Here is a 22,708-nt window from a genome sequence, read left to right on the forward strand (position 1 = left end):
CCAAGTTTTTATATTTCTACCAACAAATCATGTCCTTGGGTCTGCAGCACGGTAGCGCGTACAAAGTCACCTACCCGATAGCGTTTAGACGCTTTAGTGACCGGCAAGATTTTGACCAAGCCATCAATTTCGGGGGCATCTCCTGCGGTTCTGCCAATGCCCCCGCTGCCATCGACCCGATCAACCAAAATACGCAGGCGCTGACCCACCAGCTTGTGTAACTTAGCAATCGAAATCTTTTCAGCCCGTGCCATAAACTGGCTACGCCGTTCTTCGCGCACTGCCTCGGGTACCGCATTGATTAATTCATTGGCTAGAGCACCAGCTACGGGAGAATACGCGAAACAACCGGCTCGATCAATTTGCGCTTGATCTAGAAAATCTAATAAATGCTCAAACTCAGCTTGCGTTTCGCCAGGAAAACCCGCAATAAAAGTACTGCGAATAATTAAGTCAGGACAAACCGCCCGCCAAGCCTGAATGCGCTCCAGATTTTTTTCCCCGCTCGCCGGCCGCTTCATCCGTTTTAAAACCTCAGGATGTGAGTGCTGAAAAGGAATATCCAAGTACGGCAACACGCCATAACCAGATTCAGCAAATTCAGCCATTAAGGGCAAAATCGTATCAACATGAGGATAGGGATAGACGTAATGCAGTCGTACCCAAGCCTCATGCCTTCGCGCCAATTGATTGAGTGCTGCGACTAAATCGAATAAGCGAGTTTTAAGCGGTTTACCATCCCAAAAGCCCGTCCGATATTGAATGTCAACGCCATAGGCGCTAGTGTCTTGAGATACCACTAATAATTCCTTAACGCCCGCAGCGAATAAACGCTCTGCTTCGCTTAAGACCTCGCCAATTGGTCGGGAAACCAAGTCTCCGCGCATGCTAGGAATAATGCAAAAGGTGCAGCGATGATTACAGCCTTCAGAAATTTTTAAATATGCATAATGTTTTGGTGTGAGCTTCACACCAATCTCGGGCACTAAATCAATAAAAGGATCGTGGGGTTTGGGTAAATGCAAATGAATGGCTTGCATTACTTCTTCAGTTGCATGGGGGCCAGTAACCGCTAGTACTTTGGGGTGCATGCTTTGAATTAAATCGCTACCATCGGCATTTTTACGTGCGCCTAAGCAACCCGTAACAATGACTTTGCCATTTTCGGCTAAGGCCTCGCCAATGGCATTTAAACTTTCCTCTACGGCCGCATCAATAAAGCCACAGGTATTGACGATGACTAAATCAGCGCCCGCATAGTCCTTGGCGGTTTCATAGCCTTCGGCACTCAAGCGAGTAAGAATTAATTCAGAATCAACTAGCGCCTTAGGGCATCCTAAGGAAATAAACCCTACCTTACTCGACACAACTATTCTTTGTCAGTGGGTTTGGCGCTTGGGGCAAAGGGAAAACCGCCAAATAAATTTTGTGAGCCCTTCATTTGTTCTTGCATATTAATAAATAACTCTTTGCTCTGATCGAGGTAATTGCCCATTAAGCCCTGCATTAAGGGATTTTGCAAATTCATCATTTGTGCCCAAGCTTCGCTACCTACACCTGGTACCACTTTCGATTGATCATTTAATTTATTATGAATGTCCATAAAGGATTCAAGGGTTTTTTCTAAATAATTACCCATCAGACCTTGCATTGAATGGCCATAAAAACGAATAATTTGCGAGAGCATTTGACTTGAAAATACTGGCTCGCCAAGCGCTTCTTCTTCTAAAATAATCTGCATCAAAATATTGCGGGTTAAATCATCTTCAGTTTTGGCGTCGACCACCTTAAACGCCTCACTAGCCATCACCAGATCTTTAATATCAGCTAGGGTGACATATGCGCTAGTTTGCGTATCGTACAGGCGTCGATTGGGATATTTCTTTATCAGCCGCTCTTCGCCGGCTCGTTTCAAACGTGCAACCATACCATTTTCCTTGCGTCCATTTCTAACATAAGGGCTAGTGTAGCGTGCTTAGCCTAGCCCGTATGAATTCCGCCATTCAGAGAAAAATCAGCGCCAGTGGCAAAAGCAGCATCTTCCGAGGCAATCCAAGCGCAAATAGAGGCAATCTCATTCGGCAAACCAAGGCGCTTCACCGGAATGGCAGAAACAATTTTCTCCAGCACGTCCTCACGAATAGCCTTCACCATATCGGTTGCAATATACCCTGGCGACACTGTATTAACGGTCACACCTTTATTGGCAACTTCTTGCGATAAGGCCATTGTGAAGCCGTGTAAACCCGCTTTTGCAGTTGAATAATTGGTTTGTCCAAACTGTCCCTTTTGCCCATTGACCGATGAAATATTAATAATCCGTCCCCAATTCGCTTCAACCATGCCGTCAATCACTTGCTTAGTAACGTTAAATAAGGAATTTAAATTGGTATCGATTACCGCTTTCCAATCATCGGGATTCATTTTACGAAAAACCGTATCGCGGGTAATGCCGGCATTATTGACCAGGATATCTACCCGACCGACATCGGCCTTCACTTTTTCAAAAGCACTAACTGTGCTTGCCCAATCGGCTACGTTACCTTCAGAAGCCACAAAGTCATAACCCAGCACCTTTTGCTCCCCAATCCAGCGGTCTTTACGCGGCGAGTTTGGCCCACAACCAGCAATGACCTTATAGCCATCTTTAGCTAAGCGCTGACATATAGCCGTGCCAATGCCGCCCATCCCACCTGTTACATAAGCTATCTTTTGCGACATTACGTCTCCTTAAAAATCTGTATTAACAACAAATTAAAACTAACGATTAAACCCATTCTTAAATTTATTATTTAAATTAGCCCGTAGGTTTAATTTAGCATAGCTTAAAAAAATGACTCATCAATGACCTGCGCCTTTTCCTTCACATACTCACCTGGTGCAGCAGTAAGTTTTTTGTAGAGAGCATTACCAAATTGATTGCTAGCAGGTTTGCGTGCCCCACTAAATTGAGTCAACCATGCTGAAAAATCGGGCCACCAGCTGCCTGGCACTTCTTTGGCTCCAGCTAACCATGCCTCGGCATTTTTAGGCAATTGATTATTTAAAAAATGGTAACGTTTCTTTTTTGCAGGGGGGTTAATTACCCCAGCAATATGGCCTGACGCCCCCAAGACAAAACGATTTTTACCCCCAAGAATTTGCGTCGAACTATAAGCCGATTGCCACGGAACTATATGGTCTTCTTGCGAAGCAAAGATGTATGCTGGGCAAGTAATTTTGCCTAAATCAATTTTTGCGCCGCATACTGTTAGTTTGCCAGGCTTCACTAATTCGTTTTGCAAATAAGTATGCCGTAAGTACCAACTGTACATTGGACCCGGTAAATTAGTTGAATCCCCATTCCAATAGAGCAAATCAAATGGTGGCGGCGAATTGCCTTTTAAATAATTGTCGACGACGTAGTTCCAAACTAAATCGTTGGGGCGTAAAAATGAAAAAGTGTTACCTAAATCACGACCAGACAACAACCCCCCCTCTGGACCACCCATCGATTTTTCGCGCATCTCAACCATGCCTTCATCTATAAAGACATCGAGAATTCCGGTATCCGAAAAATCAAGCAAGGTAGTTAATAAAGTCACACTGGCTACAGGATTTTCTTTGCGCGCTGCTAAAACTGCCAAAGCATTGCCAACTAAAGTACCGCCAACACAAAAACCCAATAAATTAATTTGCTCAATTGCGCCAATTGCCTTAGTTACCTCAATCGCTTTAATCACGCCTTTACCAATATAGTCATCCCACGTGGTGTGGCGCATTGAATCATCAGGATTTTTCCAAGAAACTAAAAAAACAGTATGGCCCTCACTCACCAAATACCGTACCACCGAATTTTCGGGCTGCAAATCTAAAATATAAAATTTATTAATACAGGGTGGCACCAATAAAAAAGGCCGCTCGTATACTGTGTCAGTTAGAGGCTTATATTGAATTAACTCGAATAAGTCACATCGAAAAATGACCGCGCCTTCAGACTGGGCTAAATTTTTACCAACCTCAAAAGCAGTTTCATCGGTTTGAGAAACTTTGCCCTTTTTTAAGTCGGCAAGCAAATTTAAAATCCCATTCTGAATCGATTGGCCCTGAGTATTAATAATGTTTTCTAACACTTCTGGGTTAGTAGCCACAAAATTAGCTGGTGATAAAGCATCGATTAATTGCAAGGTGGCAAAATTAATTCTTTGTTTAGTTTTGGCATCACTCTCAACTGCATCGGCTAATGCTAGTAAATGTTTTGAGTTAATTAAATACATACCTACAATCGAGCGGCTCCAGCCCGATTCCCAAGCCTTACCCTTGAAACGTCGATCACTAATAGGAAACGCCATTGGGTCTGCAGTGAATTGGCTTACCTCATCAAAATAGTTTTTTTGAATTTCAGTTAAGCGCTCGGGCGGAATGAGGGCCATGTGCTGAGGAGAAAGCGTTGGGGATTTCCCCGAATGGGCAGTGGCTAACATCGGTTTCCTAAGTCAATTTCCTAAGTCAATTTCTTATAAATCTAAGGCTCATTCTCAACGGAATATGGCTTAAGGGTTATCGGCACTAACCCTAGCTTGACTATTTTTACCTCTTAAGCGTTTTTTTAGGCACTGTAAGCCAAATTAGCGCGGCAAAGCGCCCCGAAACCCCATCGCGCCGATGTGAAAAAAAATGGTCTGGTTGCGTAAAGGTGCAACACTCAGAACCATAAATTGCATGAATGCCACAATTTTGTAGCCGCATACGGGCCAATTGATATAAATTAGCCCAATATTTTTGCGGCTTACTTGGTATGGCTTGAAAGGCCTCAAGCGGAAGATTTGCCCCGGTTAATTCTGCCGCAGCAATAAATTGCTCGCGTACTTCATTGCCAACCTCAAAGCAACTAGGGCCAATAGCGGGACCAAGCCAAACCAAAATATCTTCCATTGCTAAGGTTTGACCTAGTAGCCGTGATTTTTCAGCAAGTGCTTGCACGGTATTTTCAAGCACCCCCGCGCATAAGCCTCGCCAGCCAGCATGCGCAACCCCAACTAAATTGCCCGCCCGATTACAAAATAGCACTGGCATGCAGTCGGCCGTTAACACTGTAATGACCTGCTCTAGTTCGGCGCTAATCGCAGCGTCTGCTTGATGAAGTGCGCCAGATTGCCAGACCGTCGTACCATGCACTTGCTGAAGCCAAACGGGGTCATTGGGCAGTAATTGCCGCAAACGAGCACGGTTTTCAGCAACCTGTAGAGGCTCATCTCCCACATGGTCGCCTAAGTTCAACTCGGCGTAAGGAGTTGAACTAACCCCACCCGCGCGGGTCGTTACCAAGGCCCGCACCGAAGCAGGTGCTGGCCAATTTGGCACCAATATTGGTAATGATTCTAAAAATTGAAAGGTAGCCGCTGGTAATTTTTCGCTCGCGTCAAGCCTCATCATTTATTTTGCCTCCAGAGCAGCGGCAGTGGGTAAGGCGCTAGCGTCAATTTCGACTAGTTGTAGTAATTCCAGCAAATCATTAGGTGGGGCTTGAAACCAATTACACAGTTGTTCTGTTTGTGGGTGTTGTAGTCCAAGGGCATACGCATGCAAGGCTTGACGATGAAAGGGCAATTCTTTCGCCAGATGATGAAGTTGTTTGCGGTAAATGGGGTCGCCTAATAAGGGTAGCCCAATTGATTCAAGATGGACCCGAATTTGGTGGGTTCGGCCGGTCTCTAGCCGACACTCAAGCAAGGCAACGGGTTTACCCATAAAAGTGCCTTGAGCCAAGCGTCGAAAATGCGTTAAGGCCGCTTTGCCTTGATCTTTGCCGACTACCGCCATTCGCAACCGATCGCGAGTATCGCGCGCAATGGGCGTGGCAATTTTGCCTAAAGCTGGCGCAACGCCCCAAACCAAGGCCAAGTAGTGCCGATGAACTAAATGGGCCTGCAATTGCCGTACTAAAGCAGTTTGGGCAATAGCGGTACGAGCCACGACCATTAATCCCGAGGTATCTTTATCTAAGCGATGCACAATACCAGCGCGGGGTAAATGACTAAGCTCTGGATAATGAAAAAGTAAGCCATTAAGCAAAGTGCCAGACCAATTGCCTGCCGCAGGATGCACCACTAAGCCAGCGGGTTTATTAATTACAAGGAGGCTCTCGTCAACGACCTGCAGTTGTAACGGCAAGTTTTCTGCTGCAAAAGCATGTTGCTCAGGCATCTCCTGGGGATAGACTCGCACTGTCTCGCCGCCCTTCAATAGATAGCGCGCTTTACGCACCTCGCCATCAACGGTTACGGCGCCAGCCTCAACCCAAGTTTGTAAGCGGCTACGCGAATAATCAGTTAAGGTAATGGCCAGCATTTTGTCAAGACGTGCGCCTGCACTGTCCCACGGAATTTCAAAAGCAATGAAATCCTCATCATCGATATAATCAATCCCATTGGAATTCGGAGTTTGCGGCAATGCCACGGTTGAAGTACCCTCTCGCAGTGAATTTAGCTCAATTAGCCCCTAGTTTACGGGCTAGACCTCGGCTATTGCTGATTACCTTGCTAGCGATGATGGCACTCAGCTCGTTCATCTTGGGTGGCTGTAGTAGCACCCCAAAAGATGAAACCGATGGCTGGTCGGAAAATAAGCTCTATTCAGAGGCGAATGCTAAGTTAAAAGATGGTGATTTTGATAAGTGTGGCAAGTACTTTGAAAAACTAGAGGCTCGCTTTCCCTTTGGCGCTTATTCACAGCAATCCCAAATTAATGCGGCTTATTGTTACTGGAAAGCCAGTGAACAAGCTCAGGCTTCAGTTGCCATCGATCGTTTTATTAAGCTCTACCAAGGTAGCCCCAATTTAGACTATGCCTACTATTTAAAAGGGTTAATTAGTTTTAATGATGACCTTGGCTTCATGGGTCGCTTTACTGGACAAGAGCTGAGCGAACGTGATCCGAAAGCGGCGCGCGAAGCCTTTGAAGCCTTTCGAGTAGTTGCAACCCGCTTTCCCGATAGTAAATATGCTGCCGACTCAATTGACCGTATGCGCTACATCGTAAACTCTTTAGCTGAAGGCGATATTACTGTCGCGCGATTTTATTTTCATCGCGGTGCGTATTTAGCTTCGGCAAACCGAGCGCAATTAGTTATTCGTGATTATGATCGTGCGCCCGCGGTTGAAGAAGCCCTCTACTTATTAATTCAGTCGTATGAAAAATTGGGTATGACAGAATTAGTCACTGATGCCACGCGGGTATTTCATTTAAATTTTCCTAATAGTGATATTTTAGAAACGGGTTCCCGTGCCAAAAAAGAAGCTCGCTGGTGGCAAATCTGGAATAAATAAGCCCCTATCTAATCACCTGCACTGGAACGCGTGGCGCTAAGGCGCAGAGCAATTCATAACCAATGGTGCCGGCCTTTTGTGCTACCTCATCGACGGGTACTTCATGGCCCCATAACTCAACCACGCTGCCGATATGTGCTTGCGGCGCAGCGCGTAAGTCAATGGTAAGCATATCCATCGAAACTTGACCTGCCAAGGGGCAAATCACACCCTTACCCGTGTCATCGGCATCTGCAACCCAAACAGGGGTACCATCAACTGCACTACGGGGATAGCCATCAGCATAACCGCAGGCAATGACGCCAATACGCATATTCTCTGGTGCCGTATAGCGGCCACCATACCCAATTCTGGCCCCCTTTTTGACTGTTTGAATGCTGATAATTTCCGAGCTTAAGCGCATCACGGGTTGCAACTGTGCATGGGCAATGTCGGCATAACGCCCTGTGGGCGATGCCCCATACAACATGATTCCAGGCCGTACCCAGTTGCCTAAGGCGGTTCGGTGCCACAAAATTGCCCCTGAATTTGCTGTCGATGTATCGCCAGCTAAACCAGTAATGGTTTCGTTAAATAAGTCGTACTGTGCACCTACCGAGGGCAGGCAATCGACCCGATCAGCATTGGCAAAATGGGTCATATGGTGAACGTGATATCCAGCTGCATGTAAACGGTGATACATCATGCGATAGTCGTTGGTATTAAAGCCTAAACGATTCATGCCGGTATTCATTTTTAAATAAATGGGCCTTGGTTTAGCTTGATGTTGAGTTAAATCGAAGGCCTCAAGTGCGGCCACTTGGCTTTCTGTGTGCACCACCAAAGTGCAGTCAAGGGTAAATGCCAGCCTTAAATCGGCCACTGAAAATACCCCTTCTAAGAGCAAAATCGGGCCTTGCCAACCCATTTCTCGTAAGTGACGCGCATCTTGCAAATCGAGCAAGGCAAAGCCATCAGTCAACGATAAACCCTGCACAGCAGCAGCAAAGCCATGGCCATAGGCATCTGCCTTAACAACTGACCAAACCCAGGTTTGAGGGGCAAGTTCACGAACGCGGGTTAAATTATGGCGCAAGGCATGGGTATCCATAGTTGCCAAAATAGGTCGCCCCATAACGTGAACTCCTTTCATGATCTAATCTAACCAACACTAATAAAACGATTGTACGAATGAACCGTAGTTTTTACATCATCATGGCAGCACAGTTTTTTTCATCGCTAGCCGACAATGCTTTGCTTATTGCTGCAATTGCGCTTTTGGCTCAATTACACGCACCAGCCTGGATGACCCCTTTACTAAAATTATTTTTTGTCCTCTCCTATGTTGTCCTTGCTGCATTTGTGGGTGCTTTTGCTGATTCTCGCCCCAAGGGCAACGTCATGTTTATTACTAATACGGTCAAATTTATTGGTTGCGTGACCATGCTATTTGGTAGCCATCCTTTACTTTCTTATGCCATCGTTGGTTTAGGTGCAGCAGCATATTCACCAGCTAAATATGGAATTTTAACTGAGCTACTCCCTCCCGAAAAATTAGTCGCTGCAAATGGCTGGATTGAAGGCTTAACTGTCAGCTCAATTATTTTAGGCACTGTTTTAGGCGGCATCTTAATAAGTCGAACAGTTTCTACCGATTTACTCAGTTTTGATATGCCCTTTATTACTACCTCGGTTGATACACCGGCTGAATCAGCGATCTTAGTTATTATGCTCATTTATGTTATTGCCGCCTTAATCAATCTGCGTATTCCCGATACGGGAGTGAAATATCGGGAACAAAAAACCAATCCTATTGAACTCGTTGTTGATTTTGCAAAATGCTTTAAAACACTTTGGGATGATCGTTTGGGGCAAATTTCACTCGCGGTTACGACCTTATTTTGGGGCGCCGGCGCAACCCTGCAATTTATTGTTTTGAAATGGGCGCAAGTTGCCTTAAATATGAATCTGTCACAAGGCGCAATTTTGCAAGCCATATCGGCCTTTGGCGTGGCGGGTGGCGCAGTCTATGCGGCGTGGAAGGTTCCCCTCAAACAATCTTTGCGCGTCTTGCCTCATGGTATCGCCATGGGATTAGTCGTCTGCACCATGGCTTTTTATAACGCTGATATGCTGCCTGCAACTAGCTTGTTGCAAATTGGCAAACTCAATATCACCCTCAATTTAGTACCGCCCTATTTACTTTTAATTCTAGTGGGCTGGTTAGCCGGATATTTTGTGGTGCCAATGAACGCCCTCTTACAGCATCGGGGCCATGTGTTAATGTCGGCGGGCCATTCTATAGCAGTGCAAAACTTTAATGAAAATTTATCAGTCCTAGGAATGTTATTAATTTACGCATTATTAATTTGGCTCGATGTCCCAGTGCCAATCATGATTGTGGGCTTTGGTATTAGTGTTAGTCTCATTATGTGGCTAGTCATAAGACGACATGCGGCCAATCAAGCCGAATACGATTCCTTACATTTAATTGGCGAGGCCAAGCACTAAAGTAAGGCCCGAAAAAGGCGCTGCAGTCGCGCTGCAGTTATTCACCGCTGGTTACAAATTATGCAAAACCGAATGCGCTAATAACAAGTCATTCCACAGTAAAGCCTTATCTTTTGGCCGGGCCAGCAAATGGGCTATTTCAAAGCTGGCAATTAAAGGCACTTCAAAAGCATGCTCATTAGCCTCACTAGTAAGCGTAAGAACAATGTCGCGTAGTTGTAAAAGCGGCTCTTTCTCACCACTAAGGCTTTGCGCAGCCATTGCACCAAAGGCCACTGCAACCAATGGGTAGGTTGGTACGGTAGTTGTAATTGGATCGAGCAGCTGCTTACCATCGAGACGAAACCAGCGCCATTCATTGGCACTTAAGCCTAAGACGCGCAGACATTGATTAAATAAGATCGCCTCATCACCCTCTGTTGTTTTACCAAAAAACCACCATTGAAATTGTGGCTCAGTTTGCGAGGTAACTGCATTGGATAAAGTTGCCAGCGGTTGCATGTTGGACTCAGCAGATTGTGAGGTCGGGGTAATGGTATCCCGAGCAAGCCACTCAGATACGCCCATTTCTTTTAGGTAGGCAGAACGTGCTTGGGTCATAGGGTATTGATTTTAAGCGATTTTGCTAATACATAAGCATCTTCGCGTTCACCCAATTGTGGGTCTAGTGGGTAATACTGCTTTCTTTGTCCAATGAGTAAAAAGCCTACCTGGGCATATAACTGCAGAGCTATGGTATTGCTCGGACGCACTTCTAAAATAATACGTTGGCAATGACTTTGTCGAGCAATATTTTCAATTGACGCCATTAACCGTGTGCCAATACCGCGTCGACGTACCGCCGGATTCACCGTAATATTTAATAGATGCAACTCATCTACTGCCGGAAATAAAATAAAGTAAGCCAATAACTCCTTACTAGTATCACTCTCGATGCAGTAAGCCCAATGGCCCGCTGCTAACGAATCGGTAAAATTTCCCCGTGTCCACGGATGCAGGTGCGACTCGAGCTCAAGAGTCAAAACCCGCTCTAAATCATCTTTTTGCATCGCTCGAAAAGCCAAATTAGCCATACTGTATTTCGCTAAAAAACATTTCTACTGGGCAGCAGCAGGCAATGCATTACGAGCGCGTTCGGCGCTGGTGAAAGCAACCTTATTACGCACATATAAAGGCTCTAGCAAGCGAACATCGTGTTGTAGGCCTGCAGTCAGTTGGGGCCTCGCGCAGCCTAAAACACCTAAGGCATGAGCGCTAATTTCCGTCTTATAAGCAAGTGCTTGCACTGCCCCGCTGCATAAATGAACCCCACTGCCAACGACCCAAGCAATGTCTTCAAGCGCTATCTGACTTGGCAAAGCTAATTGAGGTGCAGTTAAGCGTACTGGGCAACCATCTTGCAGAATATATTTAGCCCAATAGACTTCATGCATCCGCGCATCTAAAATCACTAAAAATTGATCGGCATTATGACTCAGTAAATTCATCTGCTGCAGAGCTTGCCAAGCAATACTATCTAAACTCATTACCGATATAACGGGTATATGAGCACCACAAGCCAAGCCTTGTACGCAAGCAATGCCCAAACGCACTCCCGTAAATGCACCAGGGCCAATATCAACAGCAATGGCATCAATCTCAACTAATTCTAATTCAGCTTCTTGCAGTAGCGTATTTATCCAGGGCAATAAATGCAAACTTGCAGCCGCGCCTAGGTGTTCATGGCGCTGCAAAACAGTGTGTTGATTCAATGCTAAGGCCACCGAGCACCATGCACTTGAAGTTTCAATTGCTAAGATGCGCATGCGTAAGCCATTAAACTGCAACTCTAAATGACTGGATAACGTCAGCAGGAGCTTGTACCAATTCGATTAAAACACCTTCCCCACTAAAGGGAAAGGCATCGTTCGCTTTGGGATGAATAAAAATGATGTCATGTCCTCCTGCGCCTGCGCGAATTCCACCGGGGGCAAAGCGCAATCCCTGCGCTTCAAGCCATTGCACCGCCAAGGGCAAATCATCGACCCATAAGCCAATATGATTTAATGGCGTCTGTTGAACTGCTGGCTTTTTTTCAAAATCGAGAGGTTGCATTAAATCGACCTCAACTGTATTGGTACCACTACCAATTGCGCAGATATCTTCATCGACATTTTCACGTGCCGACACAAAGGAATTTTTAAATTGCAAGCCTAATAAATCAAGCCAGAGATGCCGTAATTTATTTTTATCGCTACCTCCAATGGCAATTTGTTGTACCCCTAAAATTTGGAATGGGCGTTGTTTTACTGTAGACATTCTGGTTTTCTCAATTAATAATTCAACCTTATTCAAAGCGCATAATCAGCTGATCAACCGACAAACTATCGCCCTGCTTAACCAACAATTCGGCAACGACGCCGTCTTGCGCAGCGACTAAAGTATTTTCCATTTTCATGGCCTCAATCGCTGCTAACTTTTGACCTGCGATAACAGAGTCACCCACTTTAACCGCAACTTGAGTTAATAAACCCGGCATTGGCGAGAAGAGCATTTTAGAGGTATCTGGCAAAGCCTTAATGGGCATGCGCTGTTGCATTTCTCCGCCAAAGGGGCTTAAAACCATACAGGCATACTGGGCGCCATCTAAGACCAAATGGTAACCAACCCCGCGACGTTCCACTTGTGCAGTTAACTTACGGGTGCCATTAATGGTGGCGCGCAAGCAAATTGCGCCAGGGCGCCATTGGCTCGCTATATCGTAGCGGCTTAAGCCATTCGCGCCATCTACATACAGTGTATATACGCCCTCTTTAAGCTCAATGCGTGTCGGTAAAATGTATTGATCATCGCTTGCCCCCACACGCTTACCAGTAACGACCGCAAAACGCTTAGCTATCACCATTTCATGACCAATTAATTGGCCGTCGATTAGTTGAATATGCTCGAGGTAGCGGTGGCGCATAAATGTAGCTAGCGCGGCAAAAAGGTAGGGGTCCTGCGGTTGAACTGAATCGGGATGAAAACCATTGGGATATTCCTCAGCAATAAAGCCGGTATTAAAATCGCCTGAAACAAATCGTGGATGCTGAAATAAGGCAGCCTGAAATGGAATAGTCGAATGAATTCCCCGAATCACAAATTCATTTAAGGCGCTGCGCATTTTTTCAATGGCTTCTTGCCGATTGGCGCCATGAACAATTAGCTTAGCAATCATTGAGTCGTAATACATTGGTATTTCACCACCCTCAAAAACGCCAGTATCTACTCTTACACCGTTGCCTACTTCAGGCGGGCGATATTTCACTAAACGTCCAATAGAAGGTAAAAAATTACGAAATGGATCATCGGCATTAATTCGACATTCCATCGCCCAGCCATTCAGTTGAATTTCTGCTTGCGTAAAAGCCAATTTTTCGCCCGCCGCCACCCGAATCATTTGCTCAACTAAATCAAGCCCCGTAATGGCTTCGGTAACAGGGTGCTCTACTTGCAAGCGGGTATTCATTTCCAAAAAATAAAAAGATTGGTCGGCACCAACCACAAATTCAACTGTACCGGCAGATTGATATTGCACTGCCTTTGCTAAAGCAACCGCTTGTTCGCCCATGGCCTTGCGGGTTGCCGCGCTGATAAATGGGGATGGCGCTTCTTCGATGACCTTTTGATGACGACGTTGAATTGAGCATTCCCGCTCCCATAAGTACACGACATTGCCATGGGCATCGCCCAGAATTTGAATTTCTATATGCCGTGGCTCAACCACAAATTTTTCAATAAATACCCGATCATCACCAAAATTATTGGCAGCTTCAGTTTTACAGGTCACAAACCCAGTCAGCACCTCCGCATCATTGTGTGCTACCCGCAGACCTTTACCACCACCTCCGGCGGAGGCTTTAATCATGACTGGATAACCAATGTCTTGAGCAATTTTGACCGCTTCTTCTGGGCTTTCAATCACCTCGTTGTAACCAGGAATCGTATTAACATGCGCAGCTAAAGCCAGTTTTTTTGAGGCAATTTTGTCGCCCATTGCAGCAATCGCCGGAAATTTTGGACCAATAAAAGTAATTCCTTCAGCTTCCACGCGCTCAGCAAATTCGGCATTCTCGGATAAAAAACCGTATCCTGGATGAACTGCATCAGCGCTAGTATCTTTGCAGGCCTGAATAATGCGCTCAATTAATAAATAGGATTCACGTGATGGCGCAGGACCAATAAAAACAGCCTCATCGGCCATCCGCACATGCCTTGATTCGCGATCCGCGGCTGAGTAAACGGCTACTGTTTTAATGCCCATACGCTGTGCCGTACTGATAATCCGACAGGCAATTTCGCCCCGATTAGCAATTAAAATTTTCTTAAACATTTTTTTAGTCATGATGAATTTACCTTAGGCTTACAGCGGAATATTGCCGTGCTTACGCTGCGGATTCAGTAATTCTTTATTTTTTAACATCATCAGCGAACGTGCAATTCGCTTGCGACTTTCGTGAGGCAAAATGACGTCATCAATATAGCCACGCCGTCCTGCAACAAATGGATTAGCAAATTTAGCTTTGTATTCGGCTTCACGCGCATTGATTTTATTAACATCGCCCTTTTCTTCGCGAAAAATAATTTCTACCGCACCTTTGGGGCCCATTACTGCAATTTCTGCTGAAGGCCAAGCGAAGTTCACGTCACCGCGCAAATGTTTTGAAGCCATGACGTCGTAAGCGCCACCATATGCTTTACGGGTAATTAAGGTAACCTTTGGTACTGTGCAATCGGCATAGGCATATAGTAATTTAGCGCCATGCTTAATAATGCCGCCATACTCTTGAGCAGTACCCGGCATAAAACCAGGCACATCTACTAAGGTCACAATGGAGATATTAAAAGCATCACAAAAGCGTACAAACCGTGCTGCCTTGATGGATGATTTAATATCTAAACAGCCTGCTAAAACTAAGGGTTGGTTAGCCACAATACCAATCGTTTGGCCTTCCATCCGCCCAAAGCCAATGATGATATTTTTTGCAAAATCGGGTTGCAATTCAAAAAACTCGCCATCATCAGCAATTTTTCGAATTAATTCGTGCATATCGTAAGGTTGGTTTGGATTCGCTGGCACTAGGGTATCGAGTGAATAGTCGGGCTCTTCATTGCGTTTGGCCGAGCGCACAATAGGTGGTTTTTCGCGGTTGGAGAGAGATAAATAATTAAAAAATCGCCGCAACATCATGATGGCTTCGACATCATTTTCAAAGGCTAAGTCACAAACTCCCGAAACTGTTGAATGAGTTAAAGCCCCCCCTAATTCTTCAGCGCTCACATCTTCATGCGTAACGGTCTTCACTACTTCAGGGCCTGTAACAAACATGTACGAGCTATCTTTCACCATAAAAATAAAATCGGTTAAAGCTGGTGAGTAAACCGCACCGCCTGCGCAGGGCCCCATAATGAGCGAAATCTGGGGAATGACGCCGGAAGCGGTGACATTACGTTGAAAAATTTCTGCATAGCCTCCTAAAGAGGCCACACCCTCTTGTATTCGGGCTCCACCAGAATCATTTAAGCCAATAACAGGTGCGCCGACTTTTAGCGCTTGGTCCATAATTTTGCAAATTTTTTCGGCATGCGCCTCAGATAAAGAGCCGCCAAGCACAGTAAAGTCTTGTGAAAACACAAATACCAAACGCCCATTAATCATGCCGTAGCCCGTCACCACACCATCGCCGGGCACGGTTTGCTCACCCATTCCAAAATCGTGGCAGCGATGTTCAACAAACATATCCCACTCTTCAAAACTGCCGGCATCAAGTAATAGTTCAATTCGTTCGCGCGCTGTTAGTTTGCCTTTGGCGTGTTGCGCTTGAATGCGTTTTTGACCCCCGCCTAAACGCGCGAGTTCGCGCTTAGCAGCGAGTTGTTCAATAATTTCTTGCATAAAAAATTCCTTAATAAAGGGTTATTTTGCTAACAATTCCAGTAAGCGTCGCGCTGCTACCGAGGCTGCCATGGTGCCTTGATTAACCGCCGCAACCATTTCTGGTAATGCAGCTTGTACTGCGACATGCTCACGGAAGCTGGCCTTGAGGCCCGCATCAATCCGTTCCCACATCCAGGCCCCAGCTTGTGCCTGCCGTCTAGCTTGTAACTTTCCATTAGCAGTTTGTAACTGCTGAAAATGCTGAATATGCGCCCATAACTCTGGCACCCCTTGGCTATGTAGAGCACTCATCGTCATCACTAATGGATGCCAAGAATCTTTCGCATGGGTCGCATGGTCGGGGTTTCCTTGAAACCCTAATAAACGTAAAGAACTCGTAATGAAAGCCTGCGCACGCTGGGCTGCATCAGGATCGATATCAGCCTTGTTAATCACGATTAAATCAGCCAATTCCATCACGCCTTTTTTAATCGCTTGCAAATCGTCACCAGCATTCGGTAATTGCAATAATAAAAATAAATCGGTCATCCCAGCCACAGCAATTTCGCTTTGACCTACTCCAACAGTTTCAACAATGACCACATCATGGCCAGCAGCTTCTGCAACCAAAAGGGCTTCGCGGGTTTTTTCGGCTACACCACCGAGCGTGCCAGACGAAGGGCTGGGGCGGATAAAAGCCTGCTCATGCACCGATAATTTTTCCATGCGGGTTTTATCACCCAAGATCGACCCACCTGACAAGCTCGATGAAGGATCAATTGCCAAGACAGCTACGCGGTGACCACGCGCAATTAAATATAAGCCCAAGATTTCAATTAAAGTTGATTTACCTACCCCAGGAACACCTGAAATACCCAAGCGAAATGACCGACCCGTGTGCGGTAACAAGGTATTTAAAATGCCATCAGCCCGCGCTCGATGATCAGCACGTGTCGATTCCAATAAAGTAATCGTTTTGGCCAGAGCCCGACGCTGCGCAGCACTTGGCGGCGCAATAATAGCGTCGACTAAAGCTTGATCGGCAGCCAGCAGCGAAGAATTGGCAGACATGGTGTCTTAAGTTAAGCTCTGCCGAATTTGCTCAAGTATGTCTTTGGCTGATGCCGGTATTGGCGTGCCTGGCCCATATATGCCCTTCACGCCGGCTTCATACAAAAATTCATAATCTTGCTTCGGAATGACCCCACCTACAAACACAATAATGTCGCTACCACCAAGTCTTTTTAATTCCTCAATAATGGCAGGCACCAAAGTTTTATGGCCTGCCGCTAAAGTTGAAATGCCTAAGGCATGCACATCATTCTCGATCGCTTGCCGGGCGCATTCTTCTGGCGTCTGAAATAAAGGGCCAATATCAACATCAAAGCCCAAATCAGCAAAGGCCGTAGCAACTACTTTGGCGCCACGATCATGGCCATCTTGTCCCAGTTTGGCAATCATCACGCGCGGGCGACGCCCCACGTCTTTAGCAAATTGATTAATTTCGACTTTTAGTTTTTCCCAGCCCTCGGCTGAGTCATAAGCAGCTGCATACACTCCGGTCACCTTTTGCGTATCGGCGCGATGGCGCCCGTAAACTTGTTCTAAAGCATCAGAAACTTCACCAACAGTCGCGCGTAAGCGTACCGCAGCAACTGCTAAAGCTAATAAATTACCTGAATTTTCTTCTGCCGCCTTTGTTAACGCAGCCAACGCCAAGACAACCTGCGTATTATCGCGTTTAGCTTTTACGCTTTTTAAGCGCTCAAGTTGGTTATTGCGCACCTTATCGTTATCAATAATCAAAACATCAACTAAGTCCTCTTCAGGTAATTGATATTTATTTACGCCCACAATAACATCGGCGCCAGAATCTATTTTGGCTTGTTTCTCAGCAGCAGCCGCTTCAATTTTCAGTTTTGCCCAACCGCTCTCAACCGCTTTAGTCATGCCACCGAGGGCATCCACTTCAAGAATAATTTCCCAGGCCTTATCAGCCATTTCTTGAGTCAAGCTTTCCATTAAATAGGATCCAGCCCAAGGATCGATTACGCTACTTATATGCGTTTCTTCTTGCAAAATTAATTGCGTATTTCGAGCAATACGGCTTGAGGTAGCAGATGGTAAAGCAATGGCTTCATCAAAAGAATTGGTATGCAAGGATTGGGTGCCACCAAAGACAGCAGCCATAGCCTCAACCGTAGTGCGCACTACATTGTTATAAGGATCTTGCTCGGTTAAGGACCAACCTGAAGTTTGGCAATGGGTGCGAAGCATTAATGACTTCTGATTTTTAGGATTAAATTCTTTCATCATGCGCCACCACAATAAGCGCGCTGCCCTTAACTTAGCAACTTCTAAATAAAAGTTCATGCCAATCGCAAAAAAGAATGACAGGCGCCCCGCAAAGCCATCAATATCAAGCCCTTTGGCCAGCGCCGTTTTAACATACTCTTTACCATCTGCCAAAGTAAAGGCCAACTCCAGAACTTGATTGGCGCCTGCCTCCTGCATGTGATAACCCGAAATAGAAATCGAATTAAATTTCGGCATGTGCAAAGTGGTGTACTCAATAATGTCACCAATAATGCGCATCGATGGTTCAGGCGGATATATATACGTATTACGCACCATGAACTCTTTTAAAATATCGTTTTGAATCGTGCCAGATAACTCTGCCTGACTCACGCCTTGCTCTTCACCAGCAACAATGTAGCCCGCCAAAATAGGTAGCACTGCGCCATTCATCGTCATCGACACAGAAACTGTATCGAGGGGAATTCCGTCAAATAAAATTTTCATATCTTCAACTGAATCGATTGCCACTCCGGCTTTACCTACATCACCGGTAACGCGGGGATGATCGGAGTCATAGCCACGATGGGTGGCTAAATCAAATGCCACTGAAATACCCTGACCACCTGCAGCAAGCGCCTTGCGATAAAAGGCGTTGGAATCTTCCGCCGTAGAAAAACCTGCGTATTGGCGAATTGTCCATGGTCGCACCGAGTACATCGTAGCTTGTGGCCCACGTATAAAGGGCTCAAAACCTGGCAATGAATCTTTAAACGGGAGGTCGCGGACATCGGCCTCGGTATATAAGGCCTTCAGGTGAATGCCATCAGGGGTTTGCCAGCCCAGTTGATCAACTTGGCCCGCTGGTGCCGATTTTTCAGCTAATTTACGCCATTCCTCTAGGCTGGGCTTAGCCCTGCCAGGCCAAGCGCTAGCGGTAGTTTGCGGCGATTTACGCCCAGATTTACGATCTTTACTCATTAATGGCTCCTATTTAGCCTTTTTACTGATTAAAGCAACTAATGGTGTAATTGTGCTTGACAAATGTCCTCCTGTCTAGCTATTGTATACATAATTATGAATACAAAAATGAATTCACGGCCATTATATGAAGAAGTCGCAGAACGACTTAGAACCCAAATCTTTGCTCACGACTTTGCCCCGGGTAGCTGGCTAGACGAACAAAGCCTCGCTGAAGAGTATGGAATTAGCCGCACCCCCATGCGGGAAGCCATTAAAGTGCTGGCTGCTGAGGGTTTAATTACCATGAAGTTACGGCGGGGGGCGTACGTTACCGAAGTACATCAAACCGATTTAGCGCAAATCTTTACGGTGCTCTCGCTTTTAGAAGGGGAAGCCGCTAAAACAGCAGCCCTCAAGGCCAGCGAAAGTGACCTCAATCGCTTAGATGATCTGCATTTAAAGCTGGAAAAGGCTGCTGCCGATCGCGATTTAGAGCAATTCTTTGCAATAAACGTGCAATTTCATGAGCTTTTACTCGAAATTACCGCTAATCCATGGATGACGGGGGTCATCGCCGATTTACGCAAGGTACTGAAGCTACAACGTCGCAATTCCTTAGATCAAACCGGGCGCCTCCAAAATTCATTACTCGAGCATCGCAACATCCTCAAAGCTATTTTGCAACGTGATGGCGAACTAGCAGCCAAAGCTATGCGCGCGCATTTAGCACAAGGCCTAGTAGCTAGCCGCTAATTAGTATTTGCCGCCCCAGTTTATTAGGGCCTAAATCAATTATTTTTTTACGAGTAATGGACCAGGTAAAGAGGCCAAATAAGCGGCGATATTGCGCATTTGTGGCTCGGTCAAGCCTTTGGCCTGAGAACCCATGATGGCATTTTTACGTCCGAAGTTCGCATTCGTCTCAACTTGATACGAGCGTAAAGCGTAGTACAGATAATCTTCATGCTGCCCAGCCAGACGAGGATAAGTCGGTGCAATCGAGGTGTAAAAATCGGGGCCATGACAGGCGGCACAGTTACGTTCAGCAACTAATTTTTTCCCGCTCTCAATATCCGCTGCCGAGGCTACGCCCATGCTGGCAAGAAAAAGAAGGCTGATAACTATAAATTTCATAAACAAACCTTTAAATCAAAATCACTTCATCGAATTAATCGGGGAACTACTACTTTGCGCGGCATAGTATTCACCAATATCAGCCATATCTTGATCCGATAGGCTAGTAGAAATAGCGCGCATCGTGGGGTGTTTACGCTCGCCTTTTTTGTAGGCAAGTAAAGCGCTGGAAATATAGGCTGAATTTTGCCCCCCTATTTTAGGTACGTGATAGACCAAGGGGTAATCCGCACGGTAGTCGGGAATGGAATGGCAGCCTGTACACAACCATACCTTGGCTTTACCAGCTTCAGCAGAGCCTTTAAGGTCTTGGGCTTGCGCCCTCACACTAAAGCTCGAGAAGGCAAAGCAAACCCCGCCTAACAAAAGCACTAAGGGGTAAAGTCGATTGGCAGAGTTAGGCTTGGCGGCAGATAATTTATTCATGAAAAAATATACTAAGCGGTTTTAAGTTGCTCAGATTATAGCGGACTAGACGTCCACTGCCCCACTCTCCCCCCTTGCTCCCTATGTCATTCCTAGGCAAAATGGCTACACCCTCTCCTTATTTAAGCGAATTTAGATGAAGCAAACCCCACCCCTCTCTCCCAGCACCTTTAACGGCTCAAGCACTTATATCGCTACAGCGGACCTCAAGCTCGCGGTGAATGCAGCCCTTACCTTACAGCGCCCTTTATTAATTAAGGGGGAGCCAGGCACTGGCAAAACGATGTTGGCCGAAGAGGTAGCCTCAGCTTTAAAAATGCCGCTCTTACAGTGGCACATTAAATCTACTACTAAAGCCCAGCAAGGCCTCTATGAATACGACGCAGTAAGTCGCTTACGCGACTCACAACTAGGTGATGCCAAAGTAAATGACATTCGCAATTACATTATTAAAGGGGTGCTCTGGCAAGCTTTTGAAGCCGAGGAACCGACGGTGTTATTAATCGATGAAATTGATAAGGCCGATATCGAGTTTCCCAACGATCTCCTGCGAGAAATTGACCGGATGGAGTTTTATGTTTACGAAACCCGTGAACTCATTCGGGCTAAACATCGTCCTTTGGTTATTATTACCTCAAATAATGAAAAAGAATTGCCTGATGCATTTTTACGCCGTTGTTTCTTTCATTACATTGCCTTTCCCGATGCGGCCACGATGCGCAGCATTGTTGCGGTCCATCACCCAAACTTACAAGCCGATTTATTAGCTGCTGCCCTGCAATCGTTTTATCAAATTCGGTCTTTGCCGGGGCTGAAGAAAAAGCCATCAACTTCAGAATTAATCGATTGGTTAAAACTACTTTTAGCTGATGGCGTTTCGCCGGCAGCGCTTTATCAAAGCGAGGAAAACGTATTAATCCCCCCCTTGCATGGCGCCTTACTCAAAAATGAACAAGACTTACAGCTATTTGAGCGTTTAGTGCTCATGAATCGGAACCACCGCTAACGTGCTCATTGATTTTTTCAGCCAATTAAAAAAGGCCAAAATACCAGTCTCAATACTGGAATTTCTTACTTTGCTTGAAGCGCTTAAGCAAGGTGTTATCACCCCTTCGATCGATGCATTTTATCAACTTGCCCGTCTGACCTTAGTCAAAGATGAGCAATATTTCGATCGCTTTGATCAGGTCTTCGGGGCCTATTTTCAAGGCATCGAAAATATCATCACCTTACAACCTGAAATTCCGCTCGCTTGGCTTGAAAAACAATTGCAACGGGTATTAACTGCTGAAGAAAAAGCCGCCTTGCAAAAATTAGGTGGGCCCGAGGCTTTAAAAAAACGCTTAGCCGAACTCATGCAAGAGCAAAAGGGTCGCCACGAAGGTGGAAAAAAATGGCTCGGTACAGGCGGGTCATCGCCCTTTGGAAATGCTGGTTATCATCCAGAAGGCATTCGCCTCGGGGGTGAAAGTGCTGGCAATCGCACCGCCATTAAAGTCTGGGAAGCGCGTGAATTTAAAGACTATGACAGTAATTTAGCCCTCAGCTCGCGCAATATTAAGATCGCCTTACGCCGCTTAAGGCGCTTCGCTCGAACTGGTTCAGCGCTCGAATTTGATTTAGATAAAACCATTCACTCGACCGCTGCTAATGCGGGCATGCTCGATATTCAAATGCGCCCAGAGCGACATAACCAAGTTAAAGTGTTATTACTCATGGATGTCGGCGGCTCAATGGATGATCATGTAGCGCGAGTGGCTGAATTATTTTCGGCTGCCAAAAGTGAATTTAAACATTTGGAACATTATTATTTTCATAATTGCGTTTACGAGCGCTTATGGCAAAGTAACCGCCGCCGGCGCGATCAAATATCCGCTACTCAGGATATTATTAATACTTACTCGGCTGATTACAAGCTCATTTTTGTGGGTGATGCCACGATGTCACCGTACGAAATACTTTCCCCTGGAGGATCAGTCGAGTTTGATAACCGCGAATCGGGGGCCGCTTGGCTAAAGCGTTTGCTTAATCATTTTCCACATTACGCTTGGCTTAACCCAGAGCCAGAAGCCGTTTGGCAATATCGTCAGTCGATTGAAATGGTCCAAAATCTACTGCAAGGAAAAATGTATCCAGTAACATTAGCGGGCTTAGAAAGCGCGATGCGCCAACTGTCAAAATAATATATAAATTTAAA

The 22,708-nt window shown here is 45.8% G+C and carries 22 protein-coding genes; 5 read left to right on the plus strand and 17 right to left on the minus strand.

What is annotated here, in order from left to right:
* Positions 1-8: 8 nt before the first annotated feature.
* The 6 genes from rimO to LZG75_RS11805 form a co-directional block, all read right to left on the minus strand.
* On the minus strand, positions 9-1,367 hold the full coding sequence (rimO, locus tag LZG75_RS11780; protein ID WP_233923434.1) for a 30S ribosomal protein S12 methylthiotransferase RimO: 1,359 nt from the start codon (positions 1,365-1,367) through the stop codon (positions 9-11).
* Between the two features lie 2 nt (positions 1,368-1,369).
* Positions 1,370-1,927 carry a polyhydroxyalkanoate synthesis repressor PhaR gene (gene phaR / locus LZG75_RS11785; RefSeq protein ID WP_233923433.1) on the minus strand — a complete coding sequence of 186 codons (558 nt, stop codon included), beginning with the start codon at positions 1,925-1,927 and terminating at the stop codon, positions 1,370-1,372.
* A 53-nt stretch (positions 1,928-1,980) separates the two neighbouring features.
* On the minus strand, positions 1,981-2,721 hold the full coding sequence (locus LZG75_RS11790) for a 3-ketoacyl-ACP reductase (protein ID WP_233937633.1): 741 nt from the start codon (positions 2,719-2,721) through the stop codon (positions 1,981-1,983).
* Positions 2,722-2,825: 104 nt separating this feature from the next.
* Positions 2,826-4,463 (minus strand): class I poly(R)-hydroxyalkanoic acid synthase, encoded by a 1,638-nt coding sequence (gene phaC, locus LZG75_RS11795; protein ID WP_233937634.1) that lies wholly within the window; start codon positions 4,461-4,463, stop codon positions 2,826-2,828.
* Positions 4,464-4,569: 106 nt separating this feature from the next.
* The gene (gene pgeF / locus LZG75_RS11800) at positions 4,570-5,415 is read right to left on the minus strand and encodes a peptidoglycan editing factor PgeF (protein WP_370635409.1); all 846 of its coding nucleotides are present in this window, start codon (positions 5,413-5,415) and stop codon (positions 4,570-4,572) included.
* Entirely contained in the window at positions 5,416-6,438 is a 1,023-nt protein-coding gene (locus LZG75_RS11805) for an RluA family pseudouridine synthase (protein ID WP_233923430.1), read from the minus strand.
* Positions 6,439-6,527: 89 nt separating this feature from the next.
* Here LZG75_RS11805 and LZG75_RS11810 point away from each other — a divergent pair, with 89 nt between their 5' ends.
* The gene (locus tag LZG75_RS11810; RefSeq protein ID WP_233937651.1) at positions 6,528-7,307 is read left to right on the plus strand and encodes an outer membrane protein assembly factor BamD; all 780 of its coding nucleotides are present in this window, start codon (positions 6,528-6,530) and stop codon (positions 7,305-7,307) included.
* Between the two features lie 4 nt (positions 7,308-7,311).
* Here LZG75_RS11810 and alr read toward each other — a convergent pair whose 3' ends face one another.
* Complete coding sequence (alr, locus tag LZG75_RS11815) at positions 7,312-8,421, minus strand: alanine racemase (protein WP_233937652.1); 1,110 nt, start codon at positions 8,419-8,421, stop codon at positions 7,312-7,314.
* A gap of 56 nt (positions 8,422-8,477) precedes the next feature.
* On the opposite strand from alr, the gene lplT reads away from it, so the two are divergent.
* Positions 8,478-9,797: a lysophospholipid transporter LplT gene (lplT, locus tag LZG75_RS11820; RefSeq protein WP_233923429.1), complete on the plus strand. Its 1,320-nt coding sequence runs from the start codon at positions 8,478-8,480 to the stop codon at positions 9,795-9,797.
* Positions 9,798-9,848: 51 nt separating this feature from the next.
* Here the strand turns inward: lplT and LZG75_RS11825 are convergent, their stop codons facing one another.
* From LZG75_RS11825 to scpA, 8 genes are read right to left on the minus strand one after another with little or no spacing between them, the layout of a single operon-like run.
* Positions 9,849-10,397 (minus strand): hypothetical protein, encoded by a 549-nt coding sequence (locus LZG75_RS11825; protein ID WP_233937635.1) that lies wholly within the window; start codon positions 10,395-10,397, stop codon positions 9,849-9,851.
* Positions 10,394-10,870: a ribosomal protein S18-alanine N-acetyltransferase gene (gene rimI, locus LZG75_RS11830; protein WP_233923427.1), complete on the minus strand. Its 477-nt coding sequence runs from the start codon at positions 10,868-10,870 to the stop codon at positions 10,394-10,396. The genes LZG75_RS11825 and rimI overlap by 4 nt, the downstream gene beginning before the upstream one ends.
* A 24-nt stretch (positions 10,871-10,894) precedes the next feature.
* Positions 10,895-11,602, minus strand: a complete 708-nt coding sequence (gene tsaB, locus LZG75_RS11835; protein WP_233923426.1) for a tRNA (adenosine(37)-N6)-threonylcarbamoyltransferase complex dimerization subunit type 1 TsaB — start codon at positions 11,600-11,602, stop codon at positions 10,895-10,897.
* A 10-nt stretch (positions 11,603-11,612) separates the two neighbouring features.
* Positions 11,613-12,095 (minus strand): VOC family protein, encoded by a 483-nt coding sequence (locus LZG75_RS11840; RefSeq protein WP_233923425.1) that lies wholly within the window; start codon positions 12,093-12,095, stop codon positions 11,613-11,615.
* A gap of 28 nt (positions 12,096-12,123) precedes the next feature.
* Complete coding sequence (accC, locus tag LZG75_RS11845) at positions 12,124-14,148, minus strand: acetyl-CoA carboxylase biotin carboxylase subunit (protein WP_233937653.1); 2,025 nt, start codon at positions 14,146-14,148, stop codon at positions 12,124-12,126.
* A 30-nt stretch (positions 14,149-14,178) separates the two neighbouring features.
* Positions 14,179-15,711, minus strand: coding sequence for an acyl-CoA carboxylase subunit beta (locus tag LZG75_RS11850; RefSeq protein ID WP_233937636.1), 1,533 nt, complete (start codon positions 15,709-15,711; stop codon positions 14,179-14,181).
* Positions 15,712-15,732: 21 nt separating this feature from the next.
* Positions 15,733-16,764 (minus strand): methylmalonyl Co-A mutase-associated GTPase MeaB, encoded by a 1,032-nt coding sequence (gene meaB / locus LZG75_RS11855; protein WP_233923423.1) that lies wholly within the window; start codon positions 16,762-16,764, stop codon positions 15,733-15,735.
* Between the two features lie 6 nt (positions 16,765-16,770).
* Positions 16,771-18,969: a methylmalonyl-CoA mutase gene (scpA, locus tag LZG75_RS11860; protein ID WP_233937637.1), complete on the minus strand. Its 2,199-nt coding sequence runs from the start codon at positions 18,967-18,969 to the stop codon at positions 16,771-16,773.
* Between the two features lie 108 nt (positions 18,970-19,077).
* On the opposite strand from scpA, the gene LZG75_RS11865 reads away from it, so the two are divergent.
* Complete coding sequence (locus LZG75_RS11865; protein WP_370635177.1) at positions 19,078-19,704, plus strand: GntR family transcriptional regulator; 627 nt, start codon at positions 19,078-19,080, stop codon at positions 19,702-19,704.
* A 39-nt stretch (positions 19,705-19,743) separates the two neighbouring features.
* Here LZG75_RS11865 and LZG75_RS11870 read toward each other — a convergent pair whose 3' ends face one another.
* Positions 19,744-20,085, minus strand: a complete 342-nt coding sequence (locus tag LZG75_RS11870; RefSeq protein WP_233923421.1) for a cytochrome c — start codon at positions 20,083-20,085, stop codon at positions 19,744-19,746.
* Between the two features lie 21 nt (positions 20,086-20,106).
* On the minus strand, positions 20,107-20,511 hold the full coding sequence (locus LZG75_RS11875; protein ID WP_233923420.1) for a cytochrome c: 405 nt from the start codon (positions 20,509-20,511) through the stop codon (positions 20,107-20,109).
* A 136-nt stretch (positions 20,512-20,647) separates the two neighbouring features.
* Here LZG75_RS11875 and LZG75_RS11880 point away from each other — a divergent pair, with 136 nt between their 5' ends.
* On the plus strand, positions 20,648-21,517 hold the full coding sequence (locus LZG75_RS11880; protein WP_233937638.1) for a MoxR family ATPase: 870 nt from the start codon (positions 20,648-20,650) through the stop codon (positions 21,515-21,517).
* Between the two features lies 1 nt (position 21,518).
* Positions 21,519-22,694: a VWA domain-containing protein gene (locus LZG75_RS11885; protein WP_233923418.1), complete on the plus strand. Its 1,176-nt coding sequence runs from the start codon at positions 21,519-21,521 to the stop codon at positions 22,692-22,694.
* The last annotated feature ends 14 nt before the right edge of the window (positions 22,695-22,708 follow it).

The organism is Polynucleobacter sp. IMCC30063 (genome assembly GCF_021395235.1).
Classification (GTDB): Bacteria; Pseudomonadota; Gammaproteobacteria; order Burkholderiales; family Burkholderiaceae; genus Polynucleobacter.